This is a genomic window from Balneatrix alpica DSM 16621 (genome assembly GCF_000619885.1).
Taxonomy (GTDB): Bacteria; Pseudomonadota; Gammaproteobacteria; order Pseudomonadales; family Balneatricaceae; genus Balneatrix; species Balneatrix alpica.
Genome location: NZ_KK211039.1, coordinates 658,373 through 684,447, shown reverse-complemented (window position 1 = coordinate 684,447; position 26,075 = coordinate 658,373). Strand labels below are relative to the sequence as shown.

Annotated in this window: 24 protein-coding genes, 2 tRNA genes, 1 other RNA gene and 1 riboswitch; of the genes, 15 read left to right on the top strand and 12 right to left on the bottom strand. The window is 54.5% G+C overall.

The annotated features are described in order from the left end of the window. Positions 1–34: 34 nt before the first annotated feature. Positions 35–454 (bottom strand): hypothetical protein, encoded by a 420-nt coding sequence (locus Q334_RS20440; RefSeq protein WP_035461409.1) that lies wholly within the window; start codon positions 452–454, stop codon positions 35–37. Between the two features lie 153 nt (positions 455–607). Between Q334_RS20440 and ffs the strand changes: the two genes are divergently transcribed. From ffs to Q334_RS0112555, 10 genes are all read left to right on the top strand, one after another. Beyond that, positions 608–704: signal recognition particle sRNA small type (gene ffs, locus Q334_RS20330), an RNA gene on the top strand. 67 nt (positions 705–771) lie between these two features. After that, positions 772–2,916 carry a DNA polymerase III subunit gamma/tau gene (dnaX, locus tag Q334_RS0112595; RefSeq protein WP_027313523.1) on the top strand — a complete coding sequence of 715 codons (2,145 nt, stop codon included), beginning with the start codon at positions 772–774 and terminating at the stop codon, positions 2,914–2,916. Between the two features lie 10 nt (positions 2,917–2,926). Beyond that, the gene (locus tag Q334_RS0112590) at positions 2,927–3,253 is read left to right on the top strand and encodes a YbaB/EbfC family nucleoid-associated protein (RefSeq protein ID WP_027313522.1); all 327 of its coding nucleotides are present in this window, start codon (positions 2,927–2,929) and stop codon (positions 3,251–3,253) included. A 2-nt stretch (positions 3,254–3,255) separates the two neighbouring features. After that, positions 3,256–3,861 carry a recombination mediator RecR gene (recR, locus tag Q334_RS0112585; protein WP_027313521.1) on the top strand — a complete coding sequence of 202 codons (606 nt, stop codon included), beginning with the start codon at positions 3,256–3,258 and terminating at the stop codon, positions 3,859–3,861. Between the two features lie 13 nt (positions 3,862–3,874). Beyond that, positions 3,875–5,002 carry a ribonuclease D gene (rnd, locus tag Q334_RS0112580; RefSeq protein WP_051527772.1) on the top strand — a complete coding sequence of 376 codons (1,128 nt, stop codon included), beginning with the start codon at positions 3,875–3,877 and terminating at the stop codon, positions 5,000–5,002. A gap of 12 nt (positions 5,003–5,014) precedes the next feature. Then, positions 5,015–5,305 carry a YcgL domain-containing protein gene (locus tag Q334_RS0112575; RefSeq protein ID WP_027313519.1) on the top strand — a complete coding sequence of 97 codons (291 nt, stop codon included), beginning with the start codon at positions 5,015–5,017 and terminating at the stop codon, positions 5,303–5,305. Next, positions 5,305–5,757 carry a YcgN family cysteine cluster protein gene (locus Q334_RS0112570; RefSeq protein WP_027313518.1) on the top strand — a complete coding sequence of 151 codons (453 nt, stop codon included), beginning with the start codon at positions 5,305–5,307 and terminating at the stop codon, positions 5,755–5,757. The genes Q334_RS0112575 and Q334_RS0112570 overlap by 1 nt, the downstream gene beginning before the upstream one ends. Positions 5,758–5,831: 74 nt before the next feature. Continuing rightward, a riboswitch (SAM-I-IV-variant riboswitch) is annotated at positions 5,832–5,940 on the top strand. Positions 5,941–5,980: 40 nt separating this feature from the next. Beyond that, positions 5,981–6,349: a hypothetical protein gene (locus Q334_RS0112565; protein ID WP_027313517.1), complete on the top strand. Its 369-nt coding sequence runs from the start codon at positions 5,981–5,983 to the stop codon at positions 6,347–6,349. 105 nt (positions 6,350–6,454) lie between these two features. Further along, positions 6,455–8,389: a VWA domain-containing protein gene (locus tag Q334_RS20100; RefSeq protein WP_051527771.1), complete on the top strand. Its 1,935-nt coding sequence runs from the start codon at positions 6,455–6,457 to the stop codon at positions 8,387–8,389. Beyond that, entirely contained in the window at positions 8,389–9,189 is an 801-nt protein-coding gene (locus Q334_RS0112555) for a class II glutamine amidotransferase (protein ID WP_027313516.1), read from the top strand. Before Q334_RS20100 ends, Q334_RS0112555 begins: the two co-directional genes overlap by 1 nt. A 77-nt stretch (positions 9,190–9,266) precedes the next feature. Here the strand turns inward: Q334_RS0112555 and cysK are convergent, their stop codons facing one another. Next, positions 9,267–10,232: a cysteine synthase A gene (gene cysK / locus Q334_RS0112550; protein ID WP_027313515.1), complete on the bottom strand. Its 966-nt coding sequence runs from the start codon at positions 10,230–10,232 to the stop codon at positions 9,267–9,269. Positions 10,233–10,452: 220 nt separating this feature from the next. On the opposite strand from cysK, the gene Q334_RS0112545 reads away from it, so the two are divergent. After that, complete coding sequence (locus Q334_RS0112545) at positions 10,453–11,301, top strand: AAA family ATPase (protein ID WP_027313514.1); 849 nt, start codon at positions 10,453–10,455, stop codon at positions 11,299–11,301. 3 nt (positions 11,302–11,304) lie between these two features. Then, entirely contained in the window at positions 11,305–12,483 is a 1,179-nt protein-coding gene (locus Q334_RS0112540; RefSeq protein WP_027313513.1) for a vWA domain-containing protein, read from the top strand. An 18-nt stretch (positions 12,484–12,501) separates the two neighbouring features. Here Q334_RS0112540 and Q334_RS0112535 read toward each other — a convergent pair whose 3' ends face one another. From Q334_RS0112535 to Q334_RS0112510, 6 genes are all read right to left on the bottom strand, one after another. Beyond that, entirely contained in the window at positions 12,502–12,714 is a 213-nt protein-coding gene (locus Q334_RS0112535; RefSeq protein WP_027313512.1) for a DUF2788 domain-containing protein, read from the bottom strand. Between the two features lie 55 nt (positions 12,715–12,769). After that, a complete protein-coding gene (locus Q334_RS0112530; protein WP_027313511.1) occupies positions 12,770–13,507 on the bottom strand; it encodes an NUDIX hydrolase in 738 nt (245 codons plus the stop codon). Positions 13,508–13,746: 239 nt separating this feature from the next. Beyond that, on the bottom strand, positions 13,747–14,610 hold the full coding sequence (locus Q334_RS0112525) for an ABC transporter permease (protein WP_211249536.1): 864 nt from the start codon (positions 14,608–14,610) through the stop codon (positions 13,747–13,749). Continuing rightward, complete coding sequence (locus Q334_RS19060) at positions 14,607–15,686, bottom strand: ABC transporter permease subunit (protein ID WP_027313509.1); 1,080 nt, start codon at positions 15,684–15,686, stop codon at positions 14,607–14,609. Before Q334_RS19060 ends, Q334_RS0112525 begins: the two co-directional genes overlap by 4 nt. Beyond that, the gene (locus tag Q334_RS0112515) at positions 15,679–16,767 is read right to left on the bottom strand and encodes an ABC transporter ATP-binding protein (protein ID WP_027313508.1); all 1,089 of its coding nucleotides are present in this window, start codon (positions 16,765–16,767) and stop codon (positions 15,679–15,681) included. The genes Q334_RS19060 and Q334_RS0112515 overlap by 8 nt, the downstream gene beginning before the upstream one ends. Before the next feature lie 199 nt (positions 16,768–16,966). Further along, on the bottom strand, positions 16,967–18,148 hold the full coding sequence (locus Q334_RS0112510) for an extracellular solute-binding protein (RefSeq protein ID WP_155888993.1): 1,182 nt from the start codon (positions 18,146–18,148) through the stop codon (positions 16,967–16,969). Positions 18,149–18,422: 274 nt separating this feature from the next. Here Q334_RS0112510 and pdxR point away from each other — a divergent pair, with 274 nt between their 5' ends. Then, positions 18,423–19,916, top strand: a complete 1,494-nt coding sequence (gene pdxR / locus Q334_RS0112505; protein ID WP_027313506.1) for a MocR-like pyridoxine biosynthesis transcription factor PdxR — start codon at positions 18,423–18,425, stop codon at positions 19,914–19,916. A gap of 98 nt (positions 19,917–20,014) precedes the next feature. Here pdxR and Q334_RS0112500 read toward each other — a convergent pair whose 3' ends face one another. Together Q334_RS0112500 and Q334_RS19055 are read right to left on the bottom strand one after the other, a co-directional pair. Further along, a complete protein-coding gene (locus Q334_RS0112500; protein WP_027313505.1) occupies positions 20,015–21,502 on the bottom strand; it encodes an inorganic phosphate transporter in 1,488 nt (495 codons plus the stop codon). Positions 21,503–21,514: 12 nt separating this feature from the next. Next, complete coding sequence (locus tag Q334_RS19055; RefSeq protein WP_051527770.1) at positions 21,515–22,174, bottom strand: DUF47 domain-containing protein; 660 nt, start codon at positions 22,172–22,174, stop codon at positions 21,515–21,517. 77 nt (positions 22,175–22,251) lie between these two features. Here Q334_RS19055 and Q334_RS20625 point away from each other — a divergent pair, with 77 nt between their 5' ends. Then, entirely contained in the window at positions 22,252–23,118 is an 867-nt protein-coding gene (locus tag Q334_RS20625) for a LysR family transcriptional regulator (RefSeq protein WP_051527769.1), read from the top strand. Between the two features lie 32 nt (positions 23,119–23,150). Here the strand turns inward: Q334_RS20625 and Q334_RS0112485 are convergent. Together Q334_RS0112485 and Q334_RS0112480 are read right to left on the bottom strand one after the other, a co-directional pair. Beyond that, a tRNA-Tyr gene (locus tag Q334_RS0112485) sits at positions 23,151–23,234 on the bottom strand. 57 nt (positions 23,235–23,291) lie between these two features. After that, a tRNA-Tyr gene (locus Q334_RS0112480) sits at positions 23,292–23,375 on the bottom strand. Positions 23,376–23,724: 349 nt separating this feature from the next. Between Q334_RS0112480 and nrdA the strand changes: the two genes are divergently transcribed. Continuing rightward, the gene (gene nrdA, locus Q334_RS0112475; RefSeq protein ID WP_027313504.1) at positions 23,725–25,992 is read left to right on the top strand and encodes a class 1a ribonucleoside-diphosphate reductase subunit alpha; all 2,268 of its coding nucleotides are present in this window, start codon (positions 23,725–23,727) and stop codon (positions 25,990–25,992) included. Positions 25,993–26,075 lie beyond the last annotated feature (83 nt).

The window sequence follows — 26,075 nt, the reverse complement described above, 5'->3', positions numbered from 1 at the left end:
CTATCAAAAAGTTTCAAGGCAAAGCGGAGGTTCCCTAGCAGTCTAGCTCAACTCCTGGGAATTGAGCGGCATGCTGATGAATCCACTCCTGGGCGGCTTGTTCGGTGCTTAAACGTAAGCCACGTCGCTGGCATTGCTGCTGATAGGCGAGAATATGGCAAACCTGCTCTAGCATCCGTATCCGTTGTGCTTGGAGAGGATCAGGAAACTGGATCAGGATTGTAAAACGGTTTCGTCCCCGTTGGCGACAGGCCTGTACCCATCCCTGTACTTGTAGTTCGGCAGCAAGGCTAGGGACATGGATGGCAACGTTCAATCCTGTGCCTAAGTGGATATTGCTATAAAAACGGACGCATAGCCCTTGCCTGGGTTGGGGGGCGGTTGGCCGGGGCAGGGGAGCAAAGTGAACAGGAATGCTGCGTGGATGGGCGATGGTGGGGGAGCTATGGGGCATGTTACATCCTCCGGAAAGAGGTGTTGTGTGTTTTTTATCCAGTTTCAAGCAAGGATGGGGCCAAGTTTTAATCTGGTTTGCATGCCAGGAAGGATGCTGGTAGAGTACGCGCACCTTCAGACGTGCACATACGTCGACTTGTCGTGGTGGTCCTGCCGGTCCCCCCGCAACAATAAACCGTGAACCCGGTCAGGCCCGGAAGGGAGCAGCCGCAGCGGTGGACTTGGGTGCCGGGGTCGGGCTGGTGGGATCACCTCCATCTCCCTCCCTTCTTATGCTAAGGTGCCCAGACAGCCTTATTACCTACGAGGGCAGCGATGAGTTATCAGGTCTTGGCGCGCAAATGGCGCCCGCGTAACTTCCATGAAATGGTCGGCCAGGAGCATGTACTGCGTGCTTTGATCAACGCATTAGACCAGGACCGCCTCCATCACGCTTATTTGTTTACTGGTACCCGAGGGGTAGGTAAAACCACCATCGCTCGTATTCTGGCTCGTTGCTTGAACTGCGAAACCGGGGTGACCTCCAACCCCTGCGGTACATGCAGTGCCTGTACGGAAATCAATGAAGGGCGCTTTGTTGACCTGATTGAGGTGGATGCTGCCTCGCGTACCAAGGTAGAGGATACGCGCGAGCTACTGGAAAACGTGCAGTATGCACCCAGCCGTGGTCGTTATAAGGTCTACCTGATCGACGAAGTGCATATGCTGTCAGGGCATAGTTTTAATGCCTTGCTGAAAACCCTGGAAGAACCTCCTCCCCATGTAAAATTTTTGTTGGCTACCACAGACCCGCAAAAGCTGCCGATTACCATCCTCTCTCGTTGCTTGCAGTTCAGTCTCAAAAATATGAGCCCTGAGCGCATTGTTGATCATCTGCAATATGTGTTGGGGGAGGAGCAGATTAGCTTTGAAGAACCAGCATTATGGCAGTTGGCTCGCGCGGCTCAGGGCAGTATGCGGGATGCGATGAGTTTGACTGATCAGGCGATTGCCTTTGGTCAGGGGAAAATCCAGGCGGCGGATGTAGGGGCCATGCTGGGCACCCTGGAGCAACACTGGGCGCTGGGGTTGATACAAGCGTTAGCGGCAGAAGATGTTGCCGCCATGCTGCAACAGGTTGCCGCTTTAGCCGAGCAATCGCCGGACTATCCTAGTTTATTGAGTGATATTTTGGAGGTGCTGCATCGCTTGGCTTTGGCCCAGGCCTGGCCGCAAGGAGTGGATAATAGCCGCGGTGATCGCGAGGATATCCTGGCCTTGGCGGCGAAGCTCAGTGCAGAACAAGTGCAGCTCTATTACCAGTTTGCGTTACAGGGCCGTAAAGATCTGGCTCTGGCGGCAGATGGTCGTCAGGGTATCGAAATGCTGTTGCTACGAATGCTGGCGTTTCGCCCGCGTGGGGTGCCTGTTGCCCCGCAGGGAGTGGAAGTCCGTGCCCAGGCAGCATTGCCTGCCGTCAACACTCAGGCAGCGCAGGACTCCGCAGTGGCGCCAGCACAGCAAACGCCATCCCCCTCTAGTGTAGCGGCGACTGCCCCTGTTAGTCCGCCGCAGGTAAGCGTAGCCTCTCCTGAGCCTGAGCCTGAGCCTGAGCCTGAGCCTGAGCCTGAGCCTGAGCCTGAGCCTGAGCCTGAGCCTGAGCCTGAGCCTGAGCCTGAGCCTGAACCCACCGAAAAGGCACCGCTGGAACCTTTGCCGCATCCCAGTACCATCCAGGTGCAGAGCGATGTACCTGTCGTAACCGCAGACGCTGCATTATCTTCTGCACCTGCACCTGCACCTGCACCTGCACCTGCACCTGCACCTGCACCTGCACCATCTGGCTTGATGGCAGGGCAGGATGAGGCGCCACCGTTAAGTGCTTATGCCGACGAAGACTATGCAGGCTATGACGAGGCCGACGAGGATGCTGGCCCGGCCACCAGTTGGCAGCAGGAGCAGGCAGAAACTCTGGTTAGTCAAATTGTCACCGAAGTAACGGTTGAGCCTGTGGTGGAAGAAGCAGCGACGCTTGAGTTGCCGCCCGAGGAGCCTGTGCTGGCTGTTGAACACCCGTGCTTGGCCTTGGATCAACTCAATACTGACACCTGGGAACAGGTAGTCGCCGGGCTGGAGGTTCACTCTATGCTACGGGCTTTGACGGAGCATCTGGAGTTTCGTCAGTATCAACAAGGAGTGCTGGAGTTTTGGTGCGAAGAACAACAGCAGGTATTCTTGCAGGATAAACAAAAGCAGGCGTTGGAAGCAGCCCTTAGTGCTTATTTTCAACAGCCACTGCGGTTACAATGCCAACCCCGTGCTGGGTTGAGCGCCAGCCCCGCTGCCTTTAAAGCAGCGCGACGTGCAGCGCGTCAGCAACAGGCGGAGCAGGCTATGCTGCAGGATGCCGGGCTGGCCCTGTTGCAGGAGGCGTTTGCCGCTATTATTCAACCCGGCTCGATTAAGCCCGTGGAATCATAAGAGGTACAGCATGTTAAAAGGTGGAATGGGTAACCTGCTCAAGCAAGCGCAGAAGATGCAGGAGCAGATGCAGAAGGCACAGGAAGAGCTGGCCAATGCAGAAACCACAGGCGAAGCAGGGGCTGGCCTAGTTAAAGTGGTTATGAATGGTCGTCATGATGTGAAGCGTGTCAGCATTGATGACAGCTTGATGTCTGAAGATAAAGAGATGCTGGAAGACTTGCTGGCGGCAGCGGTGAATGACGCTGTGCGTAAAATTGAAGCGATCAGCAAAGATCGTATGTCTGGCCTGACCTCTGGTATGGGTCTGCCTCCTGGCTTCAAAATGCCGTTCTAAACATGAAGCATTTCAGTCCGCTGATTGATAGCTTGATTGAGGCCCTGCGCTGCCTACCTGGAGTGGGGCCGAAATCTGCCCAGCGCATGGCGCTGCATCTGTTGGAGCGCGATCGACTGGGGGCTGAGCGTTTGGCTGAGCGCCTGCTGCAAGCGGTTGAGCAGGTTGGGCATTGTCGCCGCTGCCGCAACCTGAGCGAAGATGAGCTTTGCCGTCTGTGTGCCAGTGACCAGCGCGACGATGCTTTGCTCTGCATAGTAGAGATGCCTGCGGATGTCCTGGCGATTGAGCAAACAGGCAGCTATCGCGGACGTTACTTTGTGTTGATGGGGCATCTGTCCCCTATCGAAGGAATAGGTCCTGAGCAGTTGGGAATTAAACAGCTGTTAGAGCTGGTGGCTGAAGGGCAGGTGGAAGAAGTGATTCTGGCCACTAACCCTACCGTGGAAGGTGAAGCGACTGCTCATTACATCACCGAACACTTGCAGCCGCATCCCGTGAAAGTGAGCCGCATTGCCCATGGTATTCCTCTTGGTGGCGAGCTCGAATATGTGGATGGCGGTACGCTGATGCATGCGCTCAGTGGGCGCCGTGCGTTGCGTGACTGAAACGGAAAGCCCTATGAGCATGCCTTCCCCGATCTGGATCGAGCAAGATCAAGCCCTGGCGGCCTGCTGTCAGCGCTGGCTGACCTTGCCGATCCTGGCGTTGGATACCGAGTTTGAACGTACCCATACCTATTATCCTCGTCCAGGATTAATCCAGGTCTATGATGGCGAAGGAATTTACCTGCTAGACCCGCTGGCCTTAACCGATATGACCCCCTTTAACGAAGTGTTAGAGCGGGCAGATATCGTCAAGGTGCTGCACTCCGGCTCGGAAGATATTGAACTGTTTATTTTCCGTTTAGGTGCTAGTCCCCAGGGTATTTTTGATACCCAGGTGGCGGCAGCCTATGCTGGCTTGGATACCGGTATGGGTTATCAGCGCCTGCTGGAGCAGTTGCTTAATGTCAGCCCTGCCAAAGAAGAAACGCGCTCCGATTGGCTGCAACGTCCTCTGACTGAAGCGCAGTGCCATTATGCGGCGGAGGATGTGTATTGGCTCTATCAGGTCTATCAAATTCTGCAGCAACAGTTGGCCGACAAGCAGCGCCTGCACTGGGTGCTGGAGGATGGCGCTAGCCTGGTTAGTCAGATCGCCGATAGTTTTGCCCCGGATCATTATTACAGTCGGATCAAGCAAGCTTGGCAATTGAATCCCCGAGAGCTGGCGATTTTGCGTGACCTGGCGAGTTGGCGCGAGCGTGAAGCGCGCCAGCGTGATGTTGCCCGTAATCAGGTGATGTCAGACATTGTGCTGTGGCAGGTGGCGCGTACCAAGCCCCGTAGTACAGCGGCGCTGAGTCAGGTGGAGGGGATGCGTCCTCATTGGCTGAAAAAAGCCACACCCTACGTGCTGGCAATTATTGAAGCAGCCCTGGAGTTGCCGCCGGAGGCCTTGCCGGCGCGCTTGCCTAAGCCGCTTTCCCGGGCGGCGCAGGGGCGTTTGCGCCAGTTGCGCACTGTGATTAATCGTGTTGCCAGTGAGCAGCAGGTACCTGCTGAATTACTGGCACGCAAAAAAGATTTGGAATGGTTGATCCGTCATCCTCAGGCATTAGCTGATTTAGCGGCCTGGCCTGGCGGACTCCATGGCTGGCGCCAAGTCATGTTGGCGCCAGCTATCACCTCGCTTGAATTTAACTAAACAGGTAATGCTATGAAGCCTTTGCTGTGCAGCATTTTTAAAAGCAGCCGCAAGGATGAGACTTATCTCTACGTCAGTAAGCCAGAGAAGCTCAGTCGGGTACCGGAGGCTCTACTTGAGCAATTCGGTAAGCCTGTGCATGTGATGGATATGTTGCTCAAGCCGGACCGGCAACTGGCGAGAGCCAAAGGTGAGGATGTCATTAACCGCATTATGCAGCAGGGCTTTTATTTGCAACTGCCCCCACCACGTGAAGAGTACATGCTGGATCTGTACAAGGCTCCAACGGAAGGCCGTTATTAATGCTACGTGCTGATTTTTGGCACAAGCTGTCGCTTGAGGAGCTGACGCCAGCCGAGTGGGAGGCTCTTTGCGATGGCTGTGGGAAGTGCTGCCTACACAAGCTGGAAGACGAGGAAACCGGAGAGGTACATCAAACCCGTATTGCCTGTCGTGAACTGGACATCAAAAAAGGTGGCTGTTTGCATTACCAGGATCGATTTAAGCGGGTGCCGGGTTGTACCCAGCTGACGCCTGCTATTGCGCGGGAGGCGAGCTGGCTACCGCCAAGTTGTGCCTACCGGTTGCGTGCAGAAGGCAAGCCTTTGCCGTCCTGGCACCCATTAGTGGCCGGTCATGACAAGCTGGCTCGTCAAGCCAGGGCGCGAGTGCGTCAATTGGCGATTAGCGAACGGGTTGTCGAGGAGCATGATTGGGAGCTGTTTCTGGTTGATATCAGTGAGTTAGATCCTTAAGCAAAGGTTACACAGGTAAAGGTAAGATTTAGCACTTGAGTGCCAAGTCAGTTTCTAATAAAGTTTCGGCAACAATTTTGCATCAAGAGTAGGGCTGACGTCCTCGCCAACCTGCCTAACCTGGGCAAGGTGGACTCCGTTTGGAGATGCGGTCACTGGCAAGTGGCAACCAAACAGGTAATAACGTCAGCTCTCATAAACCCTATGGGAGCGTATATTCATCATGCTGACTACATCATCTATCCCTATCGACCTTCTCTCTGCTGCTGCCACTGAATTAAGCCTGGTCAGTCCTCCCAGCCTGAATGGGCAGAGTGTGCTGTGGCTGAGCCATCCTCTATCCGGCGGCATGGTGCGTGTTTGGCTAGCGCAAGGTAAGCGCAAAGATGGCGCGGGTTTGCCGCAGCTAACCTACTTCCTCTATGTCGAATATTGCACTCTCAGTGGCGAACATGCTTATCGTTGTTGCGAGTTTGCCAGCTTGGAGCAGGCGCAATCATGGTTGCGTCAAAGCCTGCCCAGCTTGCCCTTACCTAAGCTGTGTCCGAAACGTAGCCGCGACTGGTGTCAGCGTGAAGGCTTGATCGCTTAATTGATCTTTACCTTGGCTAGATGCGGCTGCTACTAGGCGCTTTGTCCCTTCTTTGCTATAAGTTAGGCCTTCTTATGCCTTGATTTATAAGGGGGGACTGTGGGAATGCGAGGACGATTGCAGGCGTGGCTAGCGGTGTTGCTGCTCAGCCTGGCTTGGGGAGTAGCTCAGGCTTCATCGGATGTGCGTCTGCTGCTCGATATTTCTGGCAGCATGAAAAATAACGATCCCAATAACCTGCGTGTTCCAGCCACCCGTCTACTCGCTCAGTTAGTGCCAGCAGGTAGCCAGGCCGGGGTGTGGGTATTTGGCAATCAACCAGGGGTGTTGGTGCCCCATCAGCCAGTAAACGATGCATGGCGGCAAACAGCCCAACAGAGCGCGGCGCGGATCAGTAGCAGTGATCAGTGGACTGATATTGGTGCCGCATTAGAGCAGGCATCCCGGGCGGCGAGCCAGGGCGAGTTACCTAAGCATCTGATTTTGCTCTCCGACGGCATGGTGGACATTGCCCAGGATGCTACTGCGAATGCCGCTGCCCGCCGTCAGGTGCTGGAGCAGACCCTGCCTAAGTTAAGTGCCGCTAATTTTAAGGTCCACACCATTGCGCTAGCGGATCAGGCTGATAAAGAGTTGTTGTCACGCCTGGCGAAGGAAACGAGTGGAGTCTATGCCCAGGCACGTAGTGCTGATGACTTGGCCCGCATTTTTGCCCAGATTTTACAAACTGCGGCTCCAGCAGAGCAGCTGCCATTAGAAGGGAATACCTTTTTAGTAGATCGAACGGTCAAAGAGTTTACGCTGTTGGTCTTCCGCTTGCCGAATTCCCCTGCGCTGGAACTCTACAGTCCTGATAAACAAACCTATAACGCCAATAACTATGGGCCACATATGCGTTGGTTCCAGGATGATAAATATGACCTGGTAACGGTACGCCGCCCTCAACCAGGTGAATGGCGGATTAAAGCAGAGGTCGATCCACAAAACCGTGTCACCATCGTCAGTGATTTCAATCTCTATGTGAAACCACTGCCGGGCTCAGCCTTCTTAGGTGAAAAGTTGGAGTTGGAGTTTGCCTTCCAGGAAAAGGGTAAAAACATCACCATTCCGGCTTTCCATGAAATTATGGAAAACTCCGCCCGGGTATTGTTTCCAGATGGCAAGCTTGAAATCTACCCAGTAGGCACTGAACAGTTGGATGCTGGCAGTGGATTGTATCGCCGTCCGCTGGATATGTTGAGCCAGGCTGGTCAGCATGAGGTGAAGGTGGTAGTGGATGGCAAAACCTTCCGTCGTCTAGCAACAATGCCGATCACCCTGCATGCCCCGGTAGAAATTAAAGGTCGGATTGCTGAACAAGATGGTCAGGCAAAGGTATTGGTGGAGGCGACTCCGGATCGCCCCGAGTTACTACCAGAGTCCAGCACCATTAAGCTCGAGTTACAGGGTAAAGATGGCAGTACCCAACAGGCTGACATGGTGTGGATGCCGGAAGAAAAGCGCTGGCAGGCATACCTGAGTCCGGCCAGTCAGGGCACTGTCATTATTAAGGGGCAGGTAGAGGCAAAACTGGAGGATGGTAAGTCAGTCAGCTTCAATACCCCGGAAGTGCAGTTAGATTTCTCCCCCGCGCCGGATGCGCCTGTACTCCAGCAGGGTGACATTTTGCAGGATGTGAATGCCGGTATGGGCTTGGGGGGAGAAGGGATTCAAGCAGAAACCGTTGATGCTTCGGGGGCTACGATTAAAGTAGTGGGAGAACCGATGGAGGAAGCGCCTGCGCCAGCCGAGCCTGCTGCTGAAGCGGCTGCAGAGGCAGAAGTCACTCCGCCGGAACCTGCTGCTGACGAGGCTGCTCCAGCGCCCGCCGCCGAGCCTGAACCGGCGCAGGAAGAGGAAAGCAACCTGTTACTCTATGCCAGTATAGTGGCGTTGAATCTGCTGATCGTTGGTGGTCTGATCTTCCTGTTCTGGCGCTATATGCGCCGTCGTAAAGTGAAAGATGAAGTGGAAGACAGTGCCGTGGGAGGAAGCCGTTAATGTGCGAATTGTTGGGCATGAGCGCTAATGTGCCCACCGACATCTGCTTTAGCTTTACCGGCTTGATGCAGCGCGGTGGGGGCACGGGCCCACACCGCGATGGCTGGGGCATTGCCTTTTACGAGGGAAGGGGCTGTCGTAGCTTCCATGATCCCAGTCCCAGTGTGGAGTCGGAAATCGCCAGACTGGTACAGCGTTATCCGATTAAGTCGCATATTGTGATCAGTCATATCCGCCAGGCCAATGTCGGCAAGGTCTGTCTGGAGAATACTCACCCCTTTAGTCGTGAGCTCTGGGGACGGATCTGGACCTATGCCCACAATGGGCAGTTGGATGGGCAGTTGAAGAGTTGGCCACTAGGAGACTATCAGCCAGTTGGGGATACCGACTCGGAATATGCCTTTTGCTGGCTATTAGGTGAAATCAGGCGGGCTTACCCGCAGCCTCCTGGTGCTGAGCAGCAGGCGGAGTTAGCAGCGTTTATTCATCAGCGTTGTGAACAGCTAAGGGCGCTGGGGGTATTTAACATGCTGCTGGCGGATGCCAGTACTCTCTATACCTATTGCACCACCAAACTGCATTGGATTACCCGGCGCGCACCCTTTGGTGAGGCACATTTGGCGGATGCGGATGTGCGAGTCGACTTCGCCAAGGAAACCACCCCTAAAGATGTAGTGACGGTGATTGCAACCTTGCCGCTGACGGATAATGAGGCCTGGACGGCATTACAGGTGGGGGAGCTGGTGGCTTTCCGTGATGGAGAAGTGGTGCAGCAGCACAGGACGCTAATGAGCAGTTAGCTGAACAGCCAGGGCAGCGACTGAGCTATTCAGTCTGAGAACAGGGCAGCATGGGGCTGCCCTGTTTTCGTTTGGCCTTATTGCACCAGTTCTTGTTCGCTGAAGATGCCTTCAAACAGAGGGGAGGAGAGGTAGCGCTCGCCAGAGTCAGGCAGTACGACTACGATTTTCTTGTCGGCAAACTCCGGCTGCTGGGCCAGGCGCACGGCAACTGCCATGGCGGCACCGCAGGAAATACCGGCCAGAATACCTTCTTCCTGCATCAGGCGGCGGGCCATGGCAATGGCTTCGTCATTGCTGACTTGCTCTACCCGATCCACGACGCTGAGATCCAGGTTCTTTGGCACAAAGCCGGCACCAATGCCCTGAATTTTATGGGGGGCGGGCTTCACTTCCTGATTGGCCAGAGTTTGGCTGATTACCGGCGAATCAACTGGTTCGACCGCAACGGTCAGCACATTTTTACGTGCTTTGAGGTAACGACCTGTACCTGAAATGGTGCCCCCTGTACCGACCCCAGCTACCAGCACATCCACTTCACCATCGGTGTCTTGCCAGATTTCCGGTCCAGTGGTTTCTTCATGGATTTTGGGGTTGGCCGGGTTTTCAAACTGCTGCAGCATCACCCGAGTGGTGGGGGCTGCTTCGACCAGCTCTTTCGCTTTTTCAATGGCGCCCTTCATGCCTTTGGCGGGCTCGGTCAGCACCAGGTTGGCTCCTAACGCTTTCAGCACTTTGCGGCGCTCCAGGCTCATGGAGGCGGGCATGGTCAGAGTCAATTTATAACCGCGGCTGGCGGCAACAAATGCCAGCGCGATGCCGGTGTTACCGCTGGTGGGTTCGACCAGCTCCATACCGGGTTTTAGAATACCGGCTTTTTCTGCTTCCCAAATCATGCTGGCACCAATGCGGCATTTGACTGAGCCCGCTGGATTGCGGCTTTCCAGCTTAGCGTAAATGGTGCCCTTATCGCTTAAGCGGTTGATTTTAACCAGAGGGGTTTGGCCGATGGTTAAAGAGTTATCCGTGTATATGCGGCCCATAGCGATTTCCTGTCTTTATATATGTCTGATTGGAATAAAAGAAGGCTATTTTTTCTAGATCTGAATATATAGACCTCTGGCGCAGAGAAAGCAATCTCTCGTGCGTGTCTTTACTTGAATTGCAGCCTAATTAAGGGTTTTCCCTAGCATGGGTAGGGGGTAAGATCAGGCGATTAAACCGGCGTAGGCCGTTACCTTTATCCGTTTGCAGGAGCCCAAGATGTCCCAGTTTCAAGGCAGTGACCGTTATATAGCTACCGAAGACTTACAGATGGCCGTTAATGCGGCTGTGTGCCTGCAGCGCCCGTTGTTGGTCAAAGGTGAACCGGGCACAGGTAAGACGCAGTTGGCTGAGGAGGTGGCCAGGGCTCTGGGTAAACCGCTGCTGACTTGGCATATCAAGTCCACCACCAAAGCTCAGCAGGGGCTCTATGAGTATGATGCGGTTTCCCGCCTGCGTGACTCTCAGCTGGGTGATCCACGGGTACAGGACATTAGTCATTACATCGTGAAGGGGAAGCTGTGGGAAGCCTTTACTGCGCCAGAGCAGGTGGTGCTGCTGATCGATGAAATCGATAAGGCTGACATCGAATTCCCCAATGATTTGCTGCAGGAACTCGATCGCATGGAGTTTTATGTTTATGAAACCCAGCAGACCATTAAAGCCCAGCAGCGACCAATCGTGATCATCACCAGTAATAATGAAAAAGAGCTACCCGATGCGTTTTTGCGGCGCTGTTTTTTCCATTACATCAGCTTTCCTTCACGGGAAACCCTGCAGCAGATCGTGCAGGTACATTATCCCCAGGTGGAGCAGCGCTTGGTGGAGCGGGCGTTGGATGTATTTTTCGAGATTCGTACACTCAATGGTCTGAAGAAAAAGCCCAGTACTTCCGAACTGATCGATTGGTTGAAACTGCTGATGGCGGATCAGCTCAGCCGCGATGCCTTGCTGCATAAACAAGGTGCGCAGGCGATTCCACCCTTGGCCGGCGCTCTGCTGAAAACCGAGCAGGATGTGCAGTTGCTGGAGCGTTTGGCGTTTATGCACCGACGTCAGCAGGGCTAGGTTATGTTGATCGACTTTTTTAGCGAAGTGCGCCGAGCGGGGGTGCCTTGCAGCCCGCGTGAATGGCTGGATCTGGTAGGAGCACTGGAGGCGAATCTGGCTGCACTCGATATTCAGGCGTTCTATTACCTGGCTCGAGCCTGCTTGGTGAAGGATGAACGGCACTATGATCGCTTTGACCGTGCTTTTGCACACTACTTTAAAGGGATAGAGGCGTTGCCCAGTGAGCTAACCGGGTTGATTCCTGCGGAGTGGTTGCAGAAGAACTGGGAGCGTCTCCTGAGTGCTGAAGAACGCGCGCAACTGCCTACTCAGTCTAGCCTGGAGGAGCTGCTGGAACTGTTGCAAAAGCGTTTGGCCGAACAGGAAAAGCGTCATGCCGGTGGTAATAAGTGGATTGGTACCGGTGGTACCTCCCCCTTTGGCGCCTATGGCGATCATCCTCAGGGAATTCGCATTGGCCAACAGGGCAACCGGCGTAACAGTGCGGTAAAGGTGTGGGATAAGCGCGAATTTCGGGATTTGGATTCCTCCATCACCCTGGGCATTCGCCAAATTCAGGTGGCGCTGCGTAAGCTGCGTACCTTTGCCCGCCAGGGGGCGGCGGATGAACTGGATCTGGATGCCACCATCAGTCACACCGCCAAGCAAGGTGGTTGGTTGGACATTCAGATGCGGCCTGAGCGGCACAATGCGGTGAAGGTCTTGCTGTTTTTGGATGTGGGCGGCTCGATGGACCCCTATATCCGCCTCTGTGAGGAGTTATTTTCCGCCTGTCGTAGTGAATTCAAGCATCTGGAGTATTTCTACTTTCATAACTGTGTATATGAAAGTGTATGGCGCAATAACCTCAGACGTAACAGCGAGCGGACTCCATTGGAGGAGGTGTGGCGCACCTATGGGCCAGAGTACAAACTGATTTTTATCGGTGACGCGGCCATGGCACCCTGGGAGATCTCCCACCCGGGTGGCAGTGTTGAACACTGGAACGAAGAGGCCGGACAGGTGTGGCTGCAACGGTTATTAAGCCATTATCCCAAGCGCATCTGGCTTAACCCCATGCAGCAGAGTCATTGGGGCTACACCCAGTCCATTCAGATGATAAGTAGCCTGCTTGAACAGCAGATGTATCCCCTGACCTTGGATGGTCTGGAGCAGGGGATTCGCACACTCAGTCGTTAGGCATTATCCCTGCGGCAGTTAAACACTGCCGCCTTTTTCGACAAAATGCACCACCACTTCCTTAACTAGAAAGGCAAATAGCCCCAGCCCTAAGGAGAGGAAGAGAATCAGGGTGCCAAACTTGCCGGCCTTCGATTTCTTGGCCAGGTCATAGATGATAAAAAAGACAAAACCAGCAAAAACGGTAATGCCGACCGTTAACATAATGCTTTCAATTTCAGCCAAACGCACAGTACATCCTCCGCAAACAGGCCGCTATTTTAGGCGGCGAAGCGGGCGGGGGCAATCAAGACTCTACTCGCCAGGCCAGGAAGTATTGCAGCACCAGACGTGCCAGGGGAGTCCACTGGTAGTTGTCCTGCTGTAATGCTTGGGCCAGTTGGCTAAGGGGCAGGGTCACCAGGCTGCCTTCGTCATCGAAGCCACTATGCGGTGGTTGATTCAGACAACGCACCTGTAAAGCATTGAGCTGTACTGCGCCGTAGTTCACCTCTTGGGTCAGCAACCAGGGGGTGCTGGGGCCAAGGTGGCCATAGAGGCCGCTTTCTTCCTGCAGCTCACGCAGCATGGCCTGTGCCGGTTGGGCGCGATCCTGCAGCGGGGAGATGCCACCACCAAATAGGGACAGATAGCCGGGATAGAGGTGATTGCGCTGGCTGCGGCGTTGCAGATAGAGCTGGGTGCAAGAGGCATCGACAGCAACACAGGTGGCGGCAACCAACCTAGGGCGCTGACCCTGTGCGCGCAGAGCCATCACACTGGCATAATCGCTGGTATAGGCGGCCAAGGGGGAGTGGAGTGACTCCAGGGTTAATAAACAGACACTTTCATTATGCTGTAGTTGTGTCAGTGCTTGTTGATAGGCCTCTTGGCTGAGGTCAAGGGAAGCTTCACCTTGGAGCAAAAGATCGGGGGTATCGGGGTACACCGCCAGCAGGCGGATATGCTCCGGATCTTGCTGATTAAGCTGCTGAATCAATTCCGGGCCGGGTAGTGCGGGGCTGTGCCATTCGGTAGGGTGCATAGCGATCTCATGCAGAAAAACAGCAGGGAGGGGCAAGCATAGCGAATTCACCACTCTGCTGTCATGGTTCCATGCTGCCTGGGGCGGATGCATCGCAATGTCATTACGGAAGTGATGACTGATGTATTGGCGTGAAATTTTTCCTCACCTTAGCCATCCGCTCACCTTGCTTGCTGCAATGTTTTCGTTGCAGGTGAAGGCTAAAAAAGCAAAGCCTCTGCAGAGGCTTTGCTGTGAGGTTATTCCACTGGCTTGGATCGTCGCCGCCGAATTTCATACACAATGGATAACACCAGGGTCACGGCAATAAAGATGACCCCCAGGGCATTAATCTCCGGAGTGAGGCCCATTTTTACCCGGCTGGCGATGTTGGTGGTCAGGGTGTAGTCCGAACCTATCGCAAACAGGGTGGTGTTGTAGTTCTCAAAGGATTGCAGGAAGGCAATCACTCCGCCACTGAGAATGGCAGGCTTGAGGAAGGGCAGGGTGATTTTGTAGAACACCTGACGGTGGCTGGCACCGAGATCCAGCGCGGCTTCCTCAAGTGCTGGATCAAAGCGTTGCAAGCGGGCTAAAAACAGCAGCATGCAATAGGCAGAGATAAAGGTGCTCTGGGCCACAACCGTGAGGAAGAGGCCGCCGGGGACGCCAAAGTTGTTCCAGAAGATCAGGGTGGAGATACCCAGAATAATCCCCGGGGTCAGCAGGGGGGAGACCAGGATGGCGTAAAACAGGGTGTTGGCACGGGAGTGCAGGCGCGACAGTAACAATGCACCTGCCAGGCCAAAGGTGAGGGACATCACCACCACCCCGGCACCGATAACCAGACTGTTTAGTACCGCCTGCCACATCCGCTCATTTTGAAATAACACCTCGAACCAGTGCAGGGTGGTACCCTGCCATTCGGTCACGCTGGGAATGCGGTTTTCGTTAAAGGCCGCTACCACCATGATCATCAGGGGGACAAACAGATAGAGCAGGAAGAAACCAAGATAGGCGTTCATGCTCCAATGCATAAAGCGGTCGGCCTGAAAGGTGCCGGGGCGAATGCGTCGGCGGCCATGGCTGGTGGCATTGGTTGAGGTCAGGGTCTGGCTACTCATTTGGCAATATCCTCCAGGCTGACTTTAAACACCCGCATCATCAGCTGAATAAAGCAGACGCAGAGTACCAGCAATACCATGGCGTAGGCGGCACCCTGGTTCCAATTACCGCCGTTAAAGAACCAGTCATAGATGATTTGGGTAAACCACAGGGAGTTAGTGCCGCCCAGCAGCTGGGGTACGGCATAGGAGCCGGCGGTCAGCATAAAGGTCATAATGCAGCCCACGGCGATACCGGGCTTGGCATGGGGGATCACAATACGCCAGTGGATGCGCCACCAGGAGGCGCCTAAGTCGCGGGCGGCTTCCAGCTGGTTTTTGTCCAGGGTCTCAATGGTGTTGTACATGGGGAATACCATGAACAGGATGTAGGCATAGGTCATCCCCAACATGACGCCGGTATTACCCTGCATAAACAGAATGGGTTCGCTGATAAGTCCTAGCCAACTCAGTACCGAGTTCGCAAAGCCTTGGTAGGAGAGAATCATCAACCAGGCCAGGGTGCGCAATAGTTCATTGACCCAGTAAGGAATCAGCAAGGCTACCATCAGCATGGCGGCGCGCTCTTTAGGGGCCAGCTGGGCCAGATAAAATGCCGTGGGGTAGCACACTAGCAGGGCGACCAGGGTCACCAGGGCGCTGGACCATAGGGTTTTGATAAAGATCGAGCGGTGCAGTTCGTTATCGGCCAGGGTCTGGTAGTTATGTAAACCATAGACCTTTTCCGGTTGTTGCAGTTTTTGTTCTAGCTCGGTGATCTGGGCGTAGAGCTGATCACGTTGCTCGACAGCCGTATCAATATCCCCCTGCAATAACTCGGTTTTGCCGGTATCCCCCTGGGTGGCATCCAATTCACGCTTGAGGCGGCGTAGGCGGCTGTCCAGCTGTTGTACATCGACATAGCGATCCTCTATCTGGCGGTCGATGACTTCGCTCTGGCTACGATCCAGATGCCAGAAGGAGTGCTCTACCATCTGTAACTGCGGCAGGATGATCAAGCCCAGCATCCAGATGGTGCAGGCACAGACCACATAGAGGCTCATAAACCAGCCATAACGGCGGATGTAGTTATTCATGGGCCAACTCCCCACTGGGCAGGATCAGGGTATGCTCGGCATGGCTGCCAAAGTCGACCTGTTGTCCCTGGCTCAGTTGCACACTGCCGTTGTTGGGAGCGGAGATGACCCAGTCACGGCCATCCTGACGTTGCACGAATAAGTTCAGATAGGCGCCTTCCAGATCGATACGCTTCAGGGTACCACTGAGGTGATTGCTGAAGCTGCCTGCCGGGCCAAACTGGAACTGCTCAGGGCGAATAAAGGCAATAGCATCGCTGCCTACTGGTAGGTCATGCTGGCAGCGGCCCTGAATCATTCCTTGGGGAGTCTGCAGGGTAACGCGACCTTGCTCATTGCTGCTGACTTTGCCAAAGATGGCGTTGTTTTCCCCCACAAAGGTAGCGGCAAAGGCGGTGGCGGGATTGTTGTAAATCGCTTGCGGGGTATCGACCTGATTGACGACACCGTGGTTCATTACCGCCACCCGATCTGACATGGTTAAGGCTTCGCCCTGGTCATGGGTAATGTAGATAAAGGTGACGCCGGTACGCTGTTGGATTTCCCGTAGTTCGGCGCGCATATGCTGACGCAGTTTTAAATCCAGTGCGGAGAGAGGCTCATCCAGGAGCAGCACGGAAGGGTTGACCGCCAGGGCGCGGGCAATGGCGACCCGTTGGCGTTGACCACCAGAAAGCTCGCTGACCAGTTTGTCTCCTTGACCATTCAAGGCAATCAGGTCGAGTAGTTCATCGGCACGCTTGCGTCGTGCGGCTTTGCTGACTCCCCGTACTTCCAGGCCAAAGGCGATATTTTCCCAGACTTTCATTAAGGGAAACAGCGCAAGGTTTTGGAAGATCAGCGCAGTAGGGCGTTTGTTAGCACCGATGCCGGTCATATCTTCATCACCGATATAGACGGCACCTGCGGTTGGGTCCATAAAGCCGGACACCATCCGCAAGATTGTGGTCTTACCGCAACCGGATGGGCCGAGAATACTGAAAAATTCGCCTGCGCGAATGTGCAGATTAGCGTTTTTAACGGCCATAAACTGACCAAACTGCATACTGACTTCGCGCAGCTCTACGGCTTTACCGTCCATTCGCTTTCCTCTTTTATTGCTATCTCAGTGGCGTGCTGGCATTGCTTAGGGCTGGCACGGGCTGAGGTGTTGTAATGACCCTGGATGTGGCTAGGTATTGTTATCGTTATTATGGTTATCGTTATTATGGTTATCGTTGTTATGGCTATATAAGGAAACGGGCCTTGCTGGCCCGTTCCTTGCGCTACGAGAGGGTGACTTAGGCCGCGACAAAGCGGTCTACGTGCTTCTGCCAAGCGGTGTTCAGCCAGGTCGGCTCGGTCATCCACCACCACAGGCCAGCGACGGCTTCGGCGGGGTAGGCGGCCTGGAGGGCGGCTTTAACATCTGGCTTGATGTATTCCTCTGCACCGATGACCGAGGCGTTATAGCCGGACTGGTTCATGTGCATGGCTGCCACTTCAGGCTTGAGCATGTGGTTGATGAAGGCATAGGCCTGTTCCACGTTGGCTGCACCTGAGGGAATACCCATGGTGTCCATCCAGGCCAGACCGCCTTCTTTGGGCATCATGTAGCGGAACTGGTTGTTGGACTCGCGTTGCAGGGTCAGGCCAGGGCCGTCCCAGGTCTGGCCGATCACGCAGCCATTTTGCTTAAAGGCAGCGGTGGTTTCGGAGGAGTTGCTCCAGAACAGACGCACCTTGGATTTGTTGGCGATGGCGAATTCTACGGCTTTATCCATTGCCGCATTGAACTGTTCTTCGCTGGCGTAAATGTCGGCCAGGCGGTTGGTGCTGATCTCGCCACGGCTTTCCATCAACAGCAACAGGGAAATCAGTGCTGACTTAGGACGCATGGTAACCATGCCGGCGTTTTCTTCGCTCCACAGATCCGCATAGGACAGCTGGCCAAACTCGTAGTTACGTTTGCTGCTATCGAAGGTAACGGCTTCGGTACCCCAGTTAAAGGGCAGCAGGAAGCGCTCACCACGACGGGTTGCGCCCAGGCTGATGGAAGACTCATAGACGGATGGGATCACCGCATCCACATTCAACTTGCTCTCATCCAAGGCTTGCAGCAGGTTGAAGGGGTAGTAGTTGTTGCCGTTGGTCACGGTGGGGAAGATAACATCGAAGCCGGTGCCGTTAGAGGCTTTGAGCTTGTTGAAGGCTTCGGCGTTGGTTCCGTAAGTGCTGAGATTGATCTTGATGCCGGTGGCTTTTTCAAAGCTTTCCATCATGTCCGGCCAAATGTAGTCGGACCAGCTGAATACGTTGACCTCACCTGAGGAAGCCAGCACACGCGAGCTGATAAAGGCAGGGGCGACCCCACCGAAGATGGCTGCTGCGGTACTGGTGGCGGCAGCGGTTTTCAGAAAGCTACGACGGCTTTGATTAATTACCGAATTTTCCTGATTGGAAAAATCCTGCTTCTTTGACATGACTGCAAACTCCCTCTGGATCGTTTTTTATTAACGGGAATGCTTATATATCAATTACTTATGACATTTTTATGGCGGTGATCAAAGATTGATCTAGGTCAGTGCTAGGTCAGAGTGCTAAACAAACTGGACTCTGTATAGCACCACTTAGCAAGATGTTATATAACCACTTTGTAAATTCTGCCCGCACTAAAGTGAGAGCAGACGCCGCCTGGGAAAGATTAACCCCAGGCTGAGGTGGCCGAACGAAGTTCAGTATAGAAGGAGTTGCGTGATGCGTCGTGCGGGTGGAGTAATGTTGTCCCAACTGGCCTTGGACCGTGAGCAGAGTACGCCTTTGTATCGTCAACTGTACTTACAGTTGCGTCAGTTGATCCTGAATGGCGTATTGCCGCCGGGTTGTCGTCTACCCTCGACCCGTACTCTGGCTAAAGAGCTGGATGTTTCCCGCATTACCGTGATTTCGGTGTTTGATCAGTTACTGGCGGAAGGCTTTCTGATCAGCCAGGCGGGCTCTGGTACCTATGTCAATGCCGAAGTGCAGCATCAGGTGCAACAGATACCGTCCAATCGTAATCCGATACCGCGAGTATCGGGCTGGAGTTTGGCGATGTCACGCCGCAGTCAGCGCTATACCAAGATTGGCAAAAAGACCTGGTATGACTACCCCAACTGCTTTGTTCCTAGCTCACCGGCATTTGACCAGTTTCCTCGACAGGTTTGGAACAAACTGCATAACCGTTATCTGCACCACCCTGGTATTGAACTGTTGAGCTATGGCGATAGCCGTGGGTATGAGCCCCTGCGTGAAGCCTTGGTGGATTACCTGCGGGATGTGCGTGGCTTAGTCTGCCGTAAAGAGAACATTGTGGTGGTGACGGGGGCGACCCAGGCGATCAACTACCTGGGCTGGTTGCTGTTGGATGCCGGGGATGTGGTGTGGATGGAGGATCCGGGTCATGTGGCGGCCCGGTTGGCCTTTTCCGGCACCGGGGCGCGGGTGTTGCCGGTGCCGATTGATTCCCAGGGTATCGATGTGGGGTATGCCGAGACGGTACTGCCCCAGGCCAAGCTGCTGTTTAGTACGCCCTCCCGCCAGCATCCGCTCTGCATCACCATGCCAATGCAGCGCCGCCTGGAATTGTTGCAGTGGGCTGCCAGGGCGGATGCCTGGGTGATTGAAGATGATTGTGAGAGTGAGCTGTATTTTCATGGTCGGCCACCCAATGCGCTCTATACCCTCGACCCTAACTCGCGGGTGATCTATGTCGGCACCCTGAGTAAGGTGATGTTTCCAGGTTTGCGCCTGGGTTATGTGGTGATGCCGGAGGAGCTGGTGGAGGCCTGGTGTGCGCTCTGCACGGTAATGGATCGACCGCCGCCCAATTTTACCCAGGCGGTGGTGGCGGACTTTATGGCGGAGGGGCACCTGATCAGCCACATTCGGCGCATGCGTGAGCTGTACGCTGGGCGTCAGCAGCGTTTGGTAGCGTTATTGCAACAGCACTGTGGTGATTTCTTTGAGTTGCAGCAGGCACAGGCTGGCTTGCAGCTGCTGGCCTGGCTGCCGCCTGGGCTGGATGATCGTCAGGTGTCTGAGGCTATTTTGCAGGAGGGGGTGGATGCTTATCCCCTTAGTCACTGGTCGGTGAATCCCAATCCGCGAGGTGCGCTGTTATTAGGTTTTGCTGGGGTGCCTGAAGCGGAAATGCAACGCGGGGTGAAAGCCATGGCCCGTGCGCTGCGCCGCCAGGGCTGGCTCAGTTAAGGATGAAAGCGGTCTTAAAGTTGTCATAAAAGTGGTTATAGGGACATGCCGCCTGAGCGAGTAGGGTCGTTGGCACCCTTACTGGCTCAGGCGATCTCTCATTGGCTTGGTTCCACTTCAAACACGCGGAAAATTTGTTGCAGCTTGGCCTGCCGTTCCTGATTGGCAAAGCGCCCCAAGCCCTCACCGTTGCCAGGGCGCCAGGCCGGGCTTTGCTCCATCAGTGCCTGCTCCAGTTGCCAACGATAGCTAAAGCGTCGTCCTGCCAGTTGACTCAGTGCCTGCCACTGGGCTTGGCTGTACCAGTTCAGGTCAAGATTGCCGACCTTGTGTGCGTTGAGATAAAACACCCCTTCGTAGCTGGCATAGAGCAATTGGCGGCGTTGTTCGTCGTTCAGGGGTTGCAGGCGCTCCACCTGTTCTACCAGGCGCTGGCTGCTATTAAAGGGTACTTCGCTCAGACGCTGCAGGGGCTCCGTCTGCCAGCCCTGTTGGCTCAGGTAGTGCAGGGTTTGGCGATTCAGTACGTAGCGTTCCTGACGGGCAATATCCTGATGAAACAGGTTTTGCAGCAGGAACAGGCCGATAATGGCCAGCAAGCAGGCGACCAGAGGGGTCAAGGCCCAGCTGCTGCCCAGGCGACCCAGCAGGCGCCAGTTCAACCCTCGTCCACCACGCAACAGACCAATGCCGACCACGGCGCCGATAATGGCCTGGGTGCTGCTGACCGGCACCAGCGGCAACGCCGGCAGATGCAGGCCGATCAGCCATTTTTGCAGGGTCTGGGAGGAAAACAGAAACAACACCAGCGAGTGGGCACACACCACCACCCAAGCCAGGGCAGGGGAGAGCTGCATCAGGCCGTTGCCAACGGTCATCATCACTTTTTTCGAGTAGGTAAAAACGCCGACACCAATGGCGATGCTACCGAGCAGAAACAGTTGCTGGGTGGCACTAAAGTGAAAGCCTTCGTAGAACTTATCCTGAAAGGGCGACACCAGGCTGAATACCCCCATCACATTGGCGATGTTATTGGCACCCAGGGCATAGGCACCAAAGGCGCCGGTAACCAGCAAGGCCAGTCGGGTATAGGCGTCCAGACGCAGCAGATGGGGCTGGCAGTAATCGAGCCAGCTTTGCGTCAGCTTATACAGAATCACTGCCAGTACGCCGGCCAGCAAGGGGCAGAGAATCCAGGTGGAGACCACCTGCAGCAACAGAGTGGTATCAATTACTCGGCCGTTGTACAGGCTCCAACCTACCACAGCACCAATAATGGCCTGGCTGGTGGAGGCGGTCAGACCCGAGCGCAGCAGGCTGAAGACCGCCAGGGCGGCAGCCAGGGCCACCATAAAAGCACCAGCAATGCGATCCACCCCCCCCAGTGCACCCAGGGTATGGGCCGCACCGGAGCCGCTAATCACCGCGCCGAGCAGAACAAAAATGGCACAGAGAATGGCTGCCGTACGAAATTGCACCATGCGGGTGGCGACTGCGGTGCCAAAGATATTAGCGGCATCATTAGCACCCAGCGACCAGCCCAAAAACAGGCCGCTGGAAACGAAAAACCAAAAACTCAAATCCATGGTGCGGGTCCGTTAGAAGCGACGTTTGATGGCGTAAATCGCCACACGATCGCTGATGCTTTCGGCGCAGTTGGCCAGTTCATCAATACGCTCGACGAAGTAGCGCAGATGGATCTTGTTGGCCAGTGGCAAGGGTTCCTGGAACAGCGCCTGCAGCAGTTCAGTGCTTTGTTTGTCCGCTTCCCCCTCCAGCCAGTGCACCTTGGTGGCGTAATCCCGCACCGCGCGCAGGTCTCGGAAAAAGGCGCGAACACTCTGAATCACTTCGGCTACGCAGGCGCAAACCGTGTCGAGCAAGCGCTCCAGAGCAGCATGCTGGTGAGGGGGGAAGTCTGGGCGCTCTATTTGAAATTTAAACAGGGTGGACTCATGGAGGTTGATCAGGCGATCGACATCTTCCATCAGTTCCAGCACATCACCACGCAGATCCGGAATCAGGGTGCGCAGGTACAGTTCGCTTTCAATAGTGCGGCGCAATGCATCGCTATCGCTTTCCAGCGCTTCTACCTGGTGCAGCAGCTGCTGAAAACCAGGACTGACCCCTTCGCGCAAATACAGGCTCATGGCTTGACGAAACAGCTGGCCAGAGTCTTCTACCTTGCGCAGGTAGTCGTCAATTTGCAGTTCAATCTGGGTGGCAGAGCCAAAAACAGCAGGCAGTTTCAGTTTCATCAATTTATATCCCCAGCGGATAGACAAGGGCGGCACCCAGGGCCGTCATCTTGGCAAAGACAGCAAGTAGGACTCAAATGAGCATTGATAAGCCGGTAACAAAAAAAATTCATGGCTGGTCTCGTCATCTGCCTCCTCTTAATGCACTCAAGGCTTTTGAAGCTGCGGCGCGTCACCTGAGTTTCACCCGTGCCGCCCTGGAGTTGAATGTGACCCAGGCGGCGATTAGTCACCAGGTGCGGATGCTGGAGGCTTATTTGGATCAGCCGTTATTTATTCGTCAGCATCAGGGCTTGGTGTTAACCGAGGCGGCTCAGCTGTGGCTGCCTAGTCTTGAGCAAGCATTTGATCTTATTGATAAAAGTAGCAGGAAAATTCGACGGCAACAGGCCCAGCGTTGGCGTGTCGCGGCGGATGTATGGAGCTTTGGGGTGTGGTTGCAGCCCTGCTTGGGGGCGCTGCTGCAAGCATTTCCGCAGTTGGATTGGGTCAGCGATCAGCAGAGAGAAGTGGATGCTTGTCTACAAACCGTGTTGTTGACGGATACTCAGGATTCTCAGTGTTGGGGAGAGCAAAGTTGTTGGCTGGTGGGAAAGGCGGGGCTGTTGCAAACGGCAGGGGAACGCATTTTGCACTGGGGGGAGGATCATGCGCTCTGGGCTGCATGGCAGCCGCAGCTTGAACCGCTGCAAGAGTGTCAGGTGCTGGACCGATTGGCGCTATGCCAAGCGCTGCAAGCGGGTATCGGAGTGGCGTTATTACCCGCCAGTGTCGCCAGCGAGCTCTTGCAACAAACATCGCTGCAGGGGCGGCCAACGGAGCTACGTGTGGCCTGGCAATGGGGTACCGAGACTGATTGGCCTTGGTTGCATGAGCTACAGCAGTGGTTGGATGGGCAGAAGCAATATGAACGGCAACAGGAGCTGGCTTTGAAGTCAGCTTGAGTGAGATAGCAAGGTGATAACAGGATCATTAATGGTGGTGGGGGGTGGATTCGAACCACCGAAGCTCGCGCGTCAGATTTACAGTCTGATCCCTTTGGCCACTCGGGAACCCCACCAGGGGCAAGTGCTGAAATAATACAGCAGCCAGATAATTGAACTTGGCGGGGTGTAAATGGTGGTGGGGGGTGGATTCGAACCACCGAAGCTCGCGCGTCAGATTTACAGTCTGATCCCTTTGGCCACTCGGGAACCCCACCGCGCCAAGTGGGTGCGTATACTATTGATCTCCTTAGTTAATGTAAAGCCCGTAAAACATTTTTTTAGCGGTTGGTTAAGTACTAGGCAGCTTAAGAAAGTGACTTTTTCGATTACACAATTTTACAAAAAGCCAAGCTGGCGTTTTATAAGGCTTTGCTGGAAATGGGGCTTGGAGTAGTCGGCTTTAACAAAAAATCAAGACTTGAAGTAGAAGGGGGGGGCTCCTATAGTTGCTGCCTAAATCACGGCTCGCTACTAGATATTGTGTTGTCTCTTGTTGGGATGCACTAAATAAGGTGAGAGTGAAATAAGGGCTGCACAAGAAAGGCTGAGGACGGAAGAGCATCTATGCAAAACATCCAGGTGACGAAGCGCGATGGGCGCACTGAGGCGATTGACCTAGAAAAGATTCATCGAGTGGTGACCTGGGCCGCTGAGGGCCTTGAGAATGTATCCGTATCCCAGGTGGAGTTAAAGGCTCATCTGCAATTTTTTGATGGCATCCGTACTCAGGATATCCACGAGACGCTGATTAAAGCTGCGGCGGATTTGATCTCTGAAGATGCGCCGGATTATCAGTATCTGGCTGCGCGTTTGGCTATTTTTCACCTACGTAAAAAAGCCTTTGGTCAGTTCGAACCGCCACGTCTCTATGATCATGTGGTGAAGCTGGTTGAGTCCAAGCGTTATGATCAGCATCTGCTGCTGGACTATAGCGAAGCAGAGTTTGATGCGTTGGATCAGCACCTGGATCACTGGCGGGATATGAACTTCAGCTATGCGGCGGTGAAGCAGCTGGAAGGTAAATACCTGGTGCAAAACCGGGTGACTGGTGCAATTTACGAAAGTCCCCAGCAGCTCTATATGCTGGTTGCGGCGTGCTTGTTTGCCAACTATCCGAAAGCGACCCGTTTGGATTATGTGAAGCGTTTCTATGATGCATGCTCATTATTTAAACTGTCGCTGCCAACGCCGATTATGTCAGGGGTGCGGACGCCTACCCGTCAGTTCAGCTCCTGTGTATTGATTGAGTGTGATGACTCCCTTGACTCTATTAATGCCACCGCCGGCGCTATTGTGAAGTATGTGAGTCAGCGTGCCGGGATCGGCGTCAATATGGGTAATATCCGTGCCCTGGGTAGTCCTATTCGCGGTGGTGAAGCCTTCCACACCGGTATGATTCCCTTTGTGAAGCACATTCAAACGGCAGTGAAGTCCTGTTCCCAGGGTGGGGTGCGCGGTGGAGCAGCCACGGTCTTCTATCCCATTTGGCACCTTGAGGTCGAGTCTTTACTGGTGCTGAAGAACAACCGTGGGGTAGAGGAAAACCGTGCCCGTCACGTGGATCATGCTTTCCAGTTTAACCGTTTGATGTACCAGCGCCTGATTAAAGGGGAAAACATTACCCTATTCAGCCCCTCGGATGTGCCTGGTCTATATACCGCCTTCTTCGCTGATCAGGAAGAGTTTGAGCGTCTTTATGTGAAGTACGAGCAGGACTCTTCAATCCGCAAGAAAACCCTGAAGGCGGTGGATTTGTTCTCTATGTTTGCTCAGGAACGTGCGCAAACAGGCCGAATTTACCTACAGAACGTTGATCACTGTAATACTCGCAGCGCCTTTAACCCGGCTAAAGCGCCGGTACGTCAGAGTAACCTCTGTATGGAGATCACTCTGCCGACTAAACCGTTACAGGATATTCGTGATGAGCAGGCGGAGATTGCACTCTGCACCCTGTCAGCCTTTAACCTGGGAGCGCTGGAAAGCCTGGATGAGCTGGAAGGTTTGGCGCAGCTGATTGTGCGTGCACTCGACAGCCTGCTGGATTATCAGGACTATCCGCTGCCAGCGGCTGAAATTGCCTCCAAGCGCCGTCGTACGTTGGGAGTTGGGGTGACTAACTTTGCTTACTATCTTGCTAAGCATGGCGTGCGCTATTCGGATGGTTCGGCCAATGGACTGACTCACCGCACCTTTGAGGCCATTCAATACTATCTGTTGAAGGCTTCGAATGAGTTGGCGCGTGAGCAGGGAGCCTGTGAGGCTTTTGCTGATACTTATTACGCCGAAGGTTTGTTGCCTATCGATACCTATAAGAAGGATATCGATGGCGTGTGTGCAGAGCCTCTGCAACTGGACTGGGACGGTCTGCGTCAGGCGATTCTGACCCACGGTCTGCGTAACAGTACTCTGACGGCTATTATGCCCTGTGAGACCTCCTCGCAGATCACCAACTCCACTAATGGTATTGAGCCGCCCCGTGGTTTTGTCAGTGTGAAGGCGAGCAAGGATGGTATTCTCAAGCAGGTCGTGCCGGAGTATGAGCGCTTAAAGCATCAGTATGAGCTGTTATGGCGAATTCCGAGTAATGATGGCTACTTACAATTAGTCGGCATCATGCAGAAGTTTGTCGATCAGTCGATCTCTGCCAACACCAACTATGATCCCGCTCGCTATGAGGGGGAGAAGGTGCCGATGAAGCTGCTGCTGAAAGACTTGCTGACGGCTTATAAACTCGGGGTCAAAACTCTGTATTACCACAACACCCGTGATGGTGCGAAGGATGATCAGGGCGAGGATATGGGGGGCTGCGAAGGCGGCGCCTGCAAGCTCTAAATCAGCGAAATGGCAGCGGGGTGATCATCACCCCGCTGCTACGAAAAGCCAAAGGGGTCTGGGTGGCCTCTCGCAGCGGTGGT

What these genes read in the sequence shown, in the direction of transcription:
- Q334_RS0112565 (WP_027313517.1), top strand. Translation starts at nt 5,981, where the DNA reads ATGCTGACTACATCATCTATCCCTATCGACCTTCTCTCTGCTGCTGCC.
- Q334_RS19055 (WP_051527770.1), bottom strand. Translation starts at nt 22,174, where the DNA reads ATGAAACTGAAACTGCCTGCTGTTTTTGGCTCTGCCACCCAGATTGAA.
- Q334_RS0112575 (WP_027313519.1), top strand. Translation starts at nt 5,015, where the DNA reads ATGAAGCCTTTGCTGTGCAGCATTTTTAAAAGCAGCCGCAAGGATGAG.
- Q334_RS0112530 (WP_027313511.1), bottom strand. Translation starts at nt 13,507, where the DNA reads ATGCACCCTACCGAATGGCACAGCCCCGCACTACCCGGCCCGGAATTG.
- Q334_RS0112540 (WP_027313513.1), top strand. Translation starts at nt 11,305, where the DNA reads ATGTTGATCGACTTTTTTAGCGAAGTGCGCCGAGCGGGGGTGCCTTGC.
- Q334_RS20100 (WP_051527771.1), top strand. Translation starts at nt 6,455, where the DNA reads ATGCGAGGACGATTGCAGGCGTGGCTAGCGGTGTTGCTGCTCAGCCTG.
- nrdA (WP_027313504.1), top strand. Translation starts at nt 23,725, where the DNA reads ATGCAAAACATCCAGGTGACGAAGCGCGATGGGCGCACTGAGGCGATT.
- Q334_RS20625 (WP_051527769.1), top strand. Translation starts at nt 22,252, where the DNA reads ATGAGCATTGATAAGCCGGTAACAAAAAAAATTCATGGCTGGTCTCGT.
- pdxR (WP_027313506.1), top strand. Translation starts at nt 18,423, where the DNA reads ATGCGTCGTGCGGGTGGAGTAATGTTGTCCCAACTGGCCTTGGACCGT.
- cysK (WP_027313515.1), bottom strand. Translation starts at nt 10,232, where the DNA reads ATGGGCCGCATATACACGGATAACTCTTTAACCATCGGCCAAACCCCT.
- dnaX (WP_027313523.1), top strand. Translation starts at nt 772, where the DNA reads ATGAGTTATCAGGTCTTGGCGCGCAAATGGCGCCCGCGTAACTTCCAT.
- Q334_RS0112555 (WP_027313516.1), top strand. Translation starts at nt 8,389, where the DNA reads ATGTGCGAATTGTTGGGCATGAGCGCTAATGTGCCCACCGACATCTGC.
- Q334_RS0112510 (WP_155888993.1), bottom strand. Translation starts at nt 18,148, where the DNA reads ATGTCAAAGAAGCAGGATTTTTCCAATCAGGAAAATTCGGTAATTAAT.
- Q334_RS0112525 (WP_211249536.1), bottom strand. Translation starts at nt 14,610, where the DNA reads ATGAGTAGCCAGACCCTGACCTCAACCAATGCCACCAGCCATGGCCGC.
- Q334_RS0112590 (WP_027313522.1), top strand. Translation starts at nt 2,927, where the DNA reads ATGTTAAAAGGTGGAATGGGTAACCTGCTCAAGCAAGCGCAGAAGATG.
- Q334_RS20440 (WP_035461409.1), bottom strand. Translation starts at nt 454, where the DNA reads ATGCCCCATAGCTCCCCCACCATCGCCCATCCACGCAGCATTCCTGTT.
- Q334_RS0112545 (WP_027313514.1), top strand. Translation starts at nt 10,453, where the DNA reads ATGTCCCAGTTTCAAGGCAGTGACCGTTATATAGCTACCGAAGACTTA.
- Q334_RS0112500 (WP_027313505.1), bottom strand. Translation starts at nt 21,502, where the DNA reads ATGGATTTGAGTTTTTGGTTTTTCGTTTCCAGCGGCCTGTTTTTGGGC.
- Q334_RS0112570 (WP_027313518.1), top strand. Translation starts at nt 5,305, where the DNA reads ATGCTACGTGCTGATTTTTGGCACAAGCTGTCGCTTGAGGAGCTGACG.
- recR (WP_027313521.1), top strand. Translation starts at nt 3,256, where the DNA reads ATGAAGCATTTCAGTCCGCTGATTGATAGCTTGATTGAGGCCCTGCGC.
- Q334_RS0112515 (WP_027313508.1), bottom strand. Translation starts at nt 16,767, where the DNA reads ATGGACGGTAAAGCCGTAGAGCTGCGCGAAGTCAGTATGCAGTTTGGT.
- rnd (WP_051527772.1), top strand. Translation starts at nt 3,875, where the DNA reads ATGAGCATGCCTTCCCCGATCTGGATCGAGCAAGATCAAGCCCTGGCG.
- Q334_RS19060 (WP_027313509.1), bottom strand. Translation starts at nt 15,686, where the DNA reads ATGAATAACTACATCCGCCGTTATGGCTGGTTTATGAGCCTCTATGTG.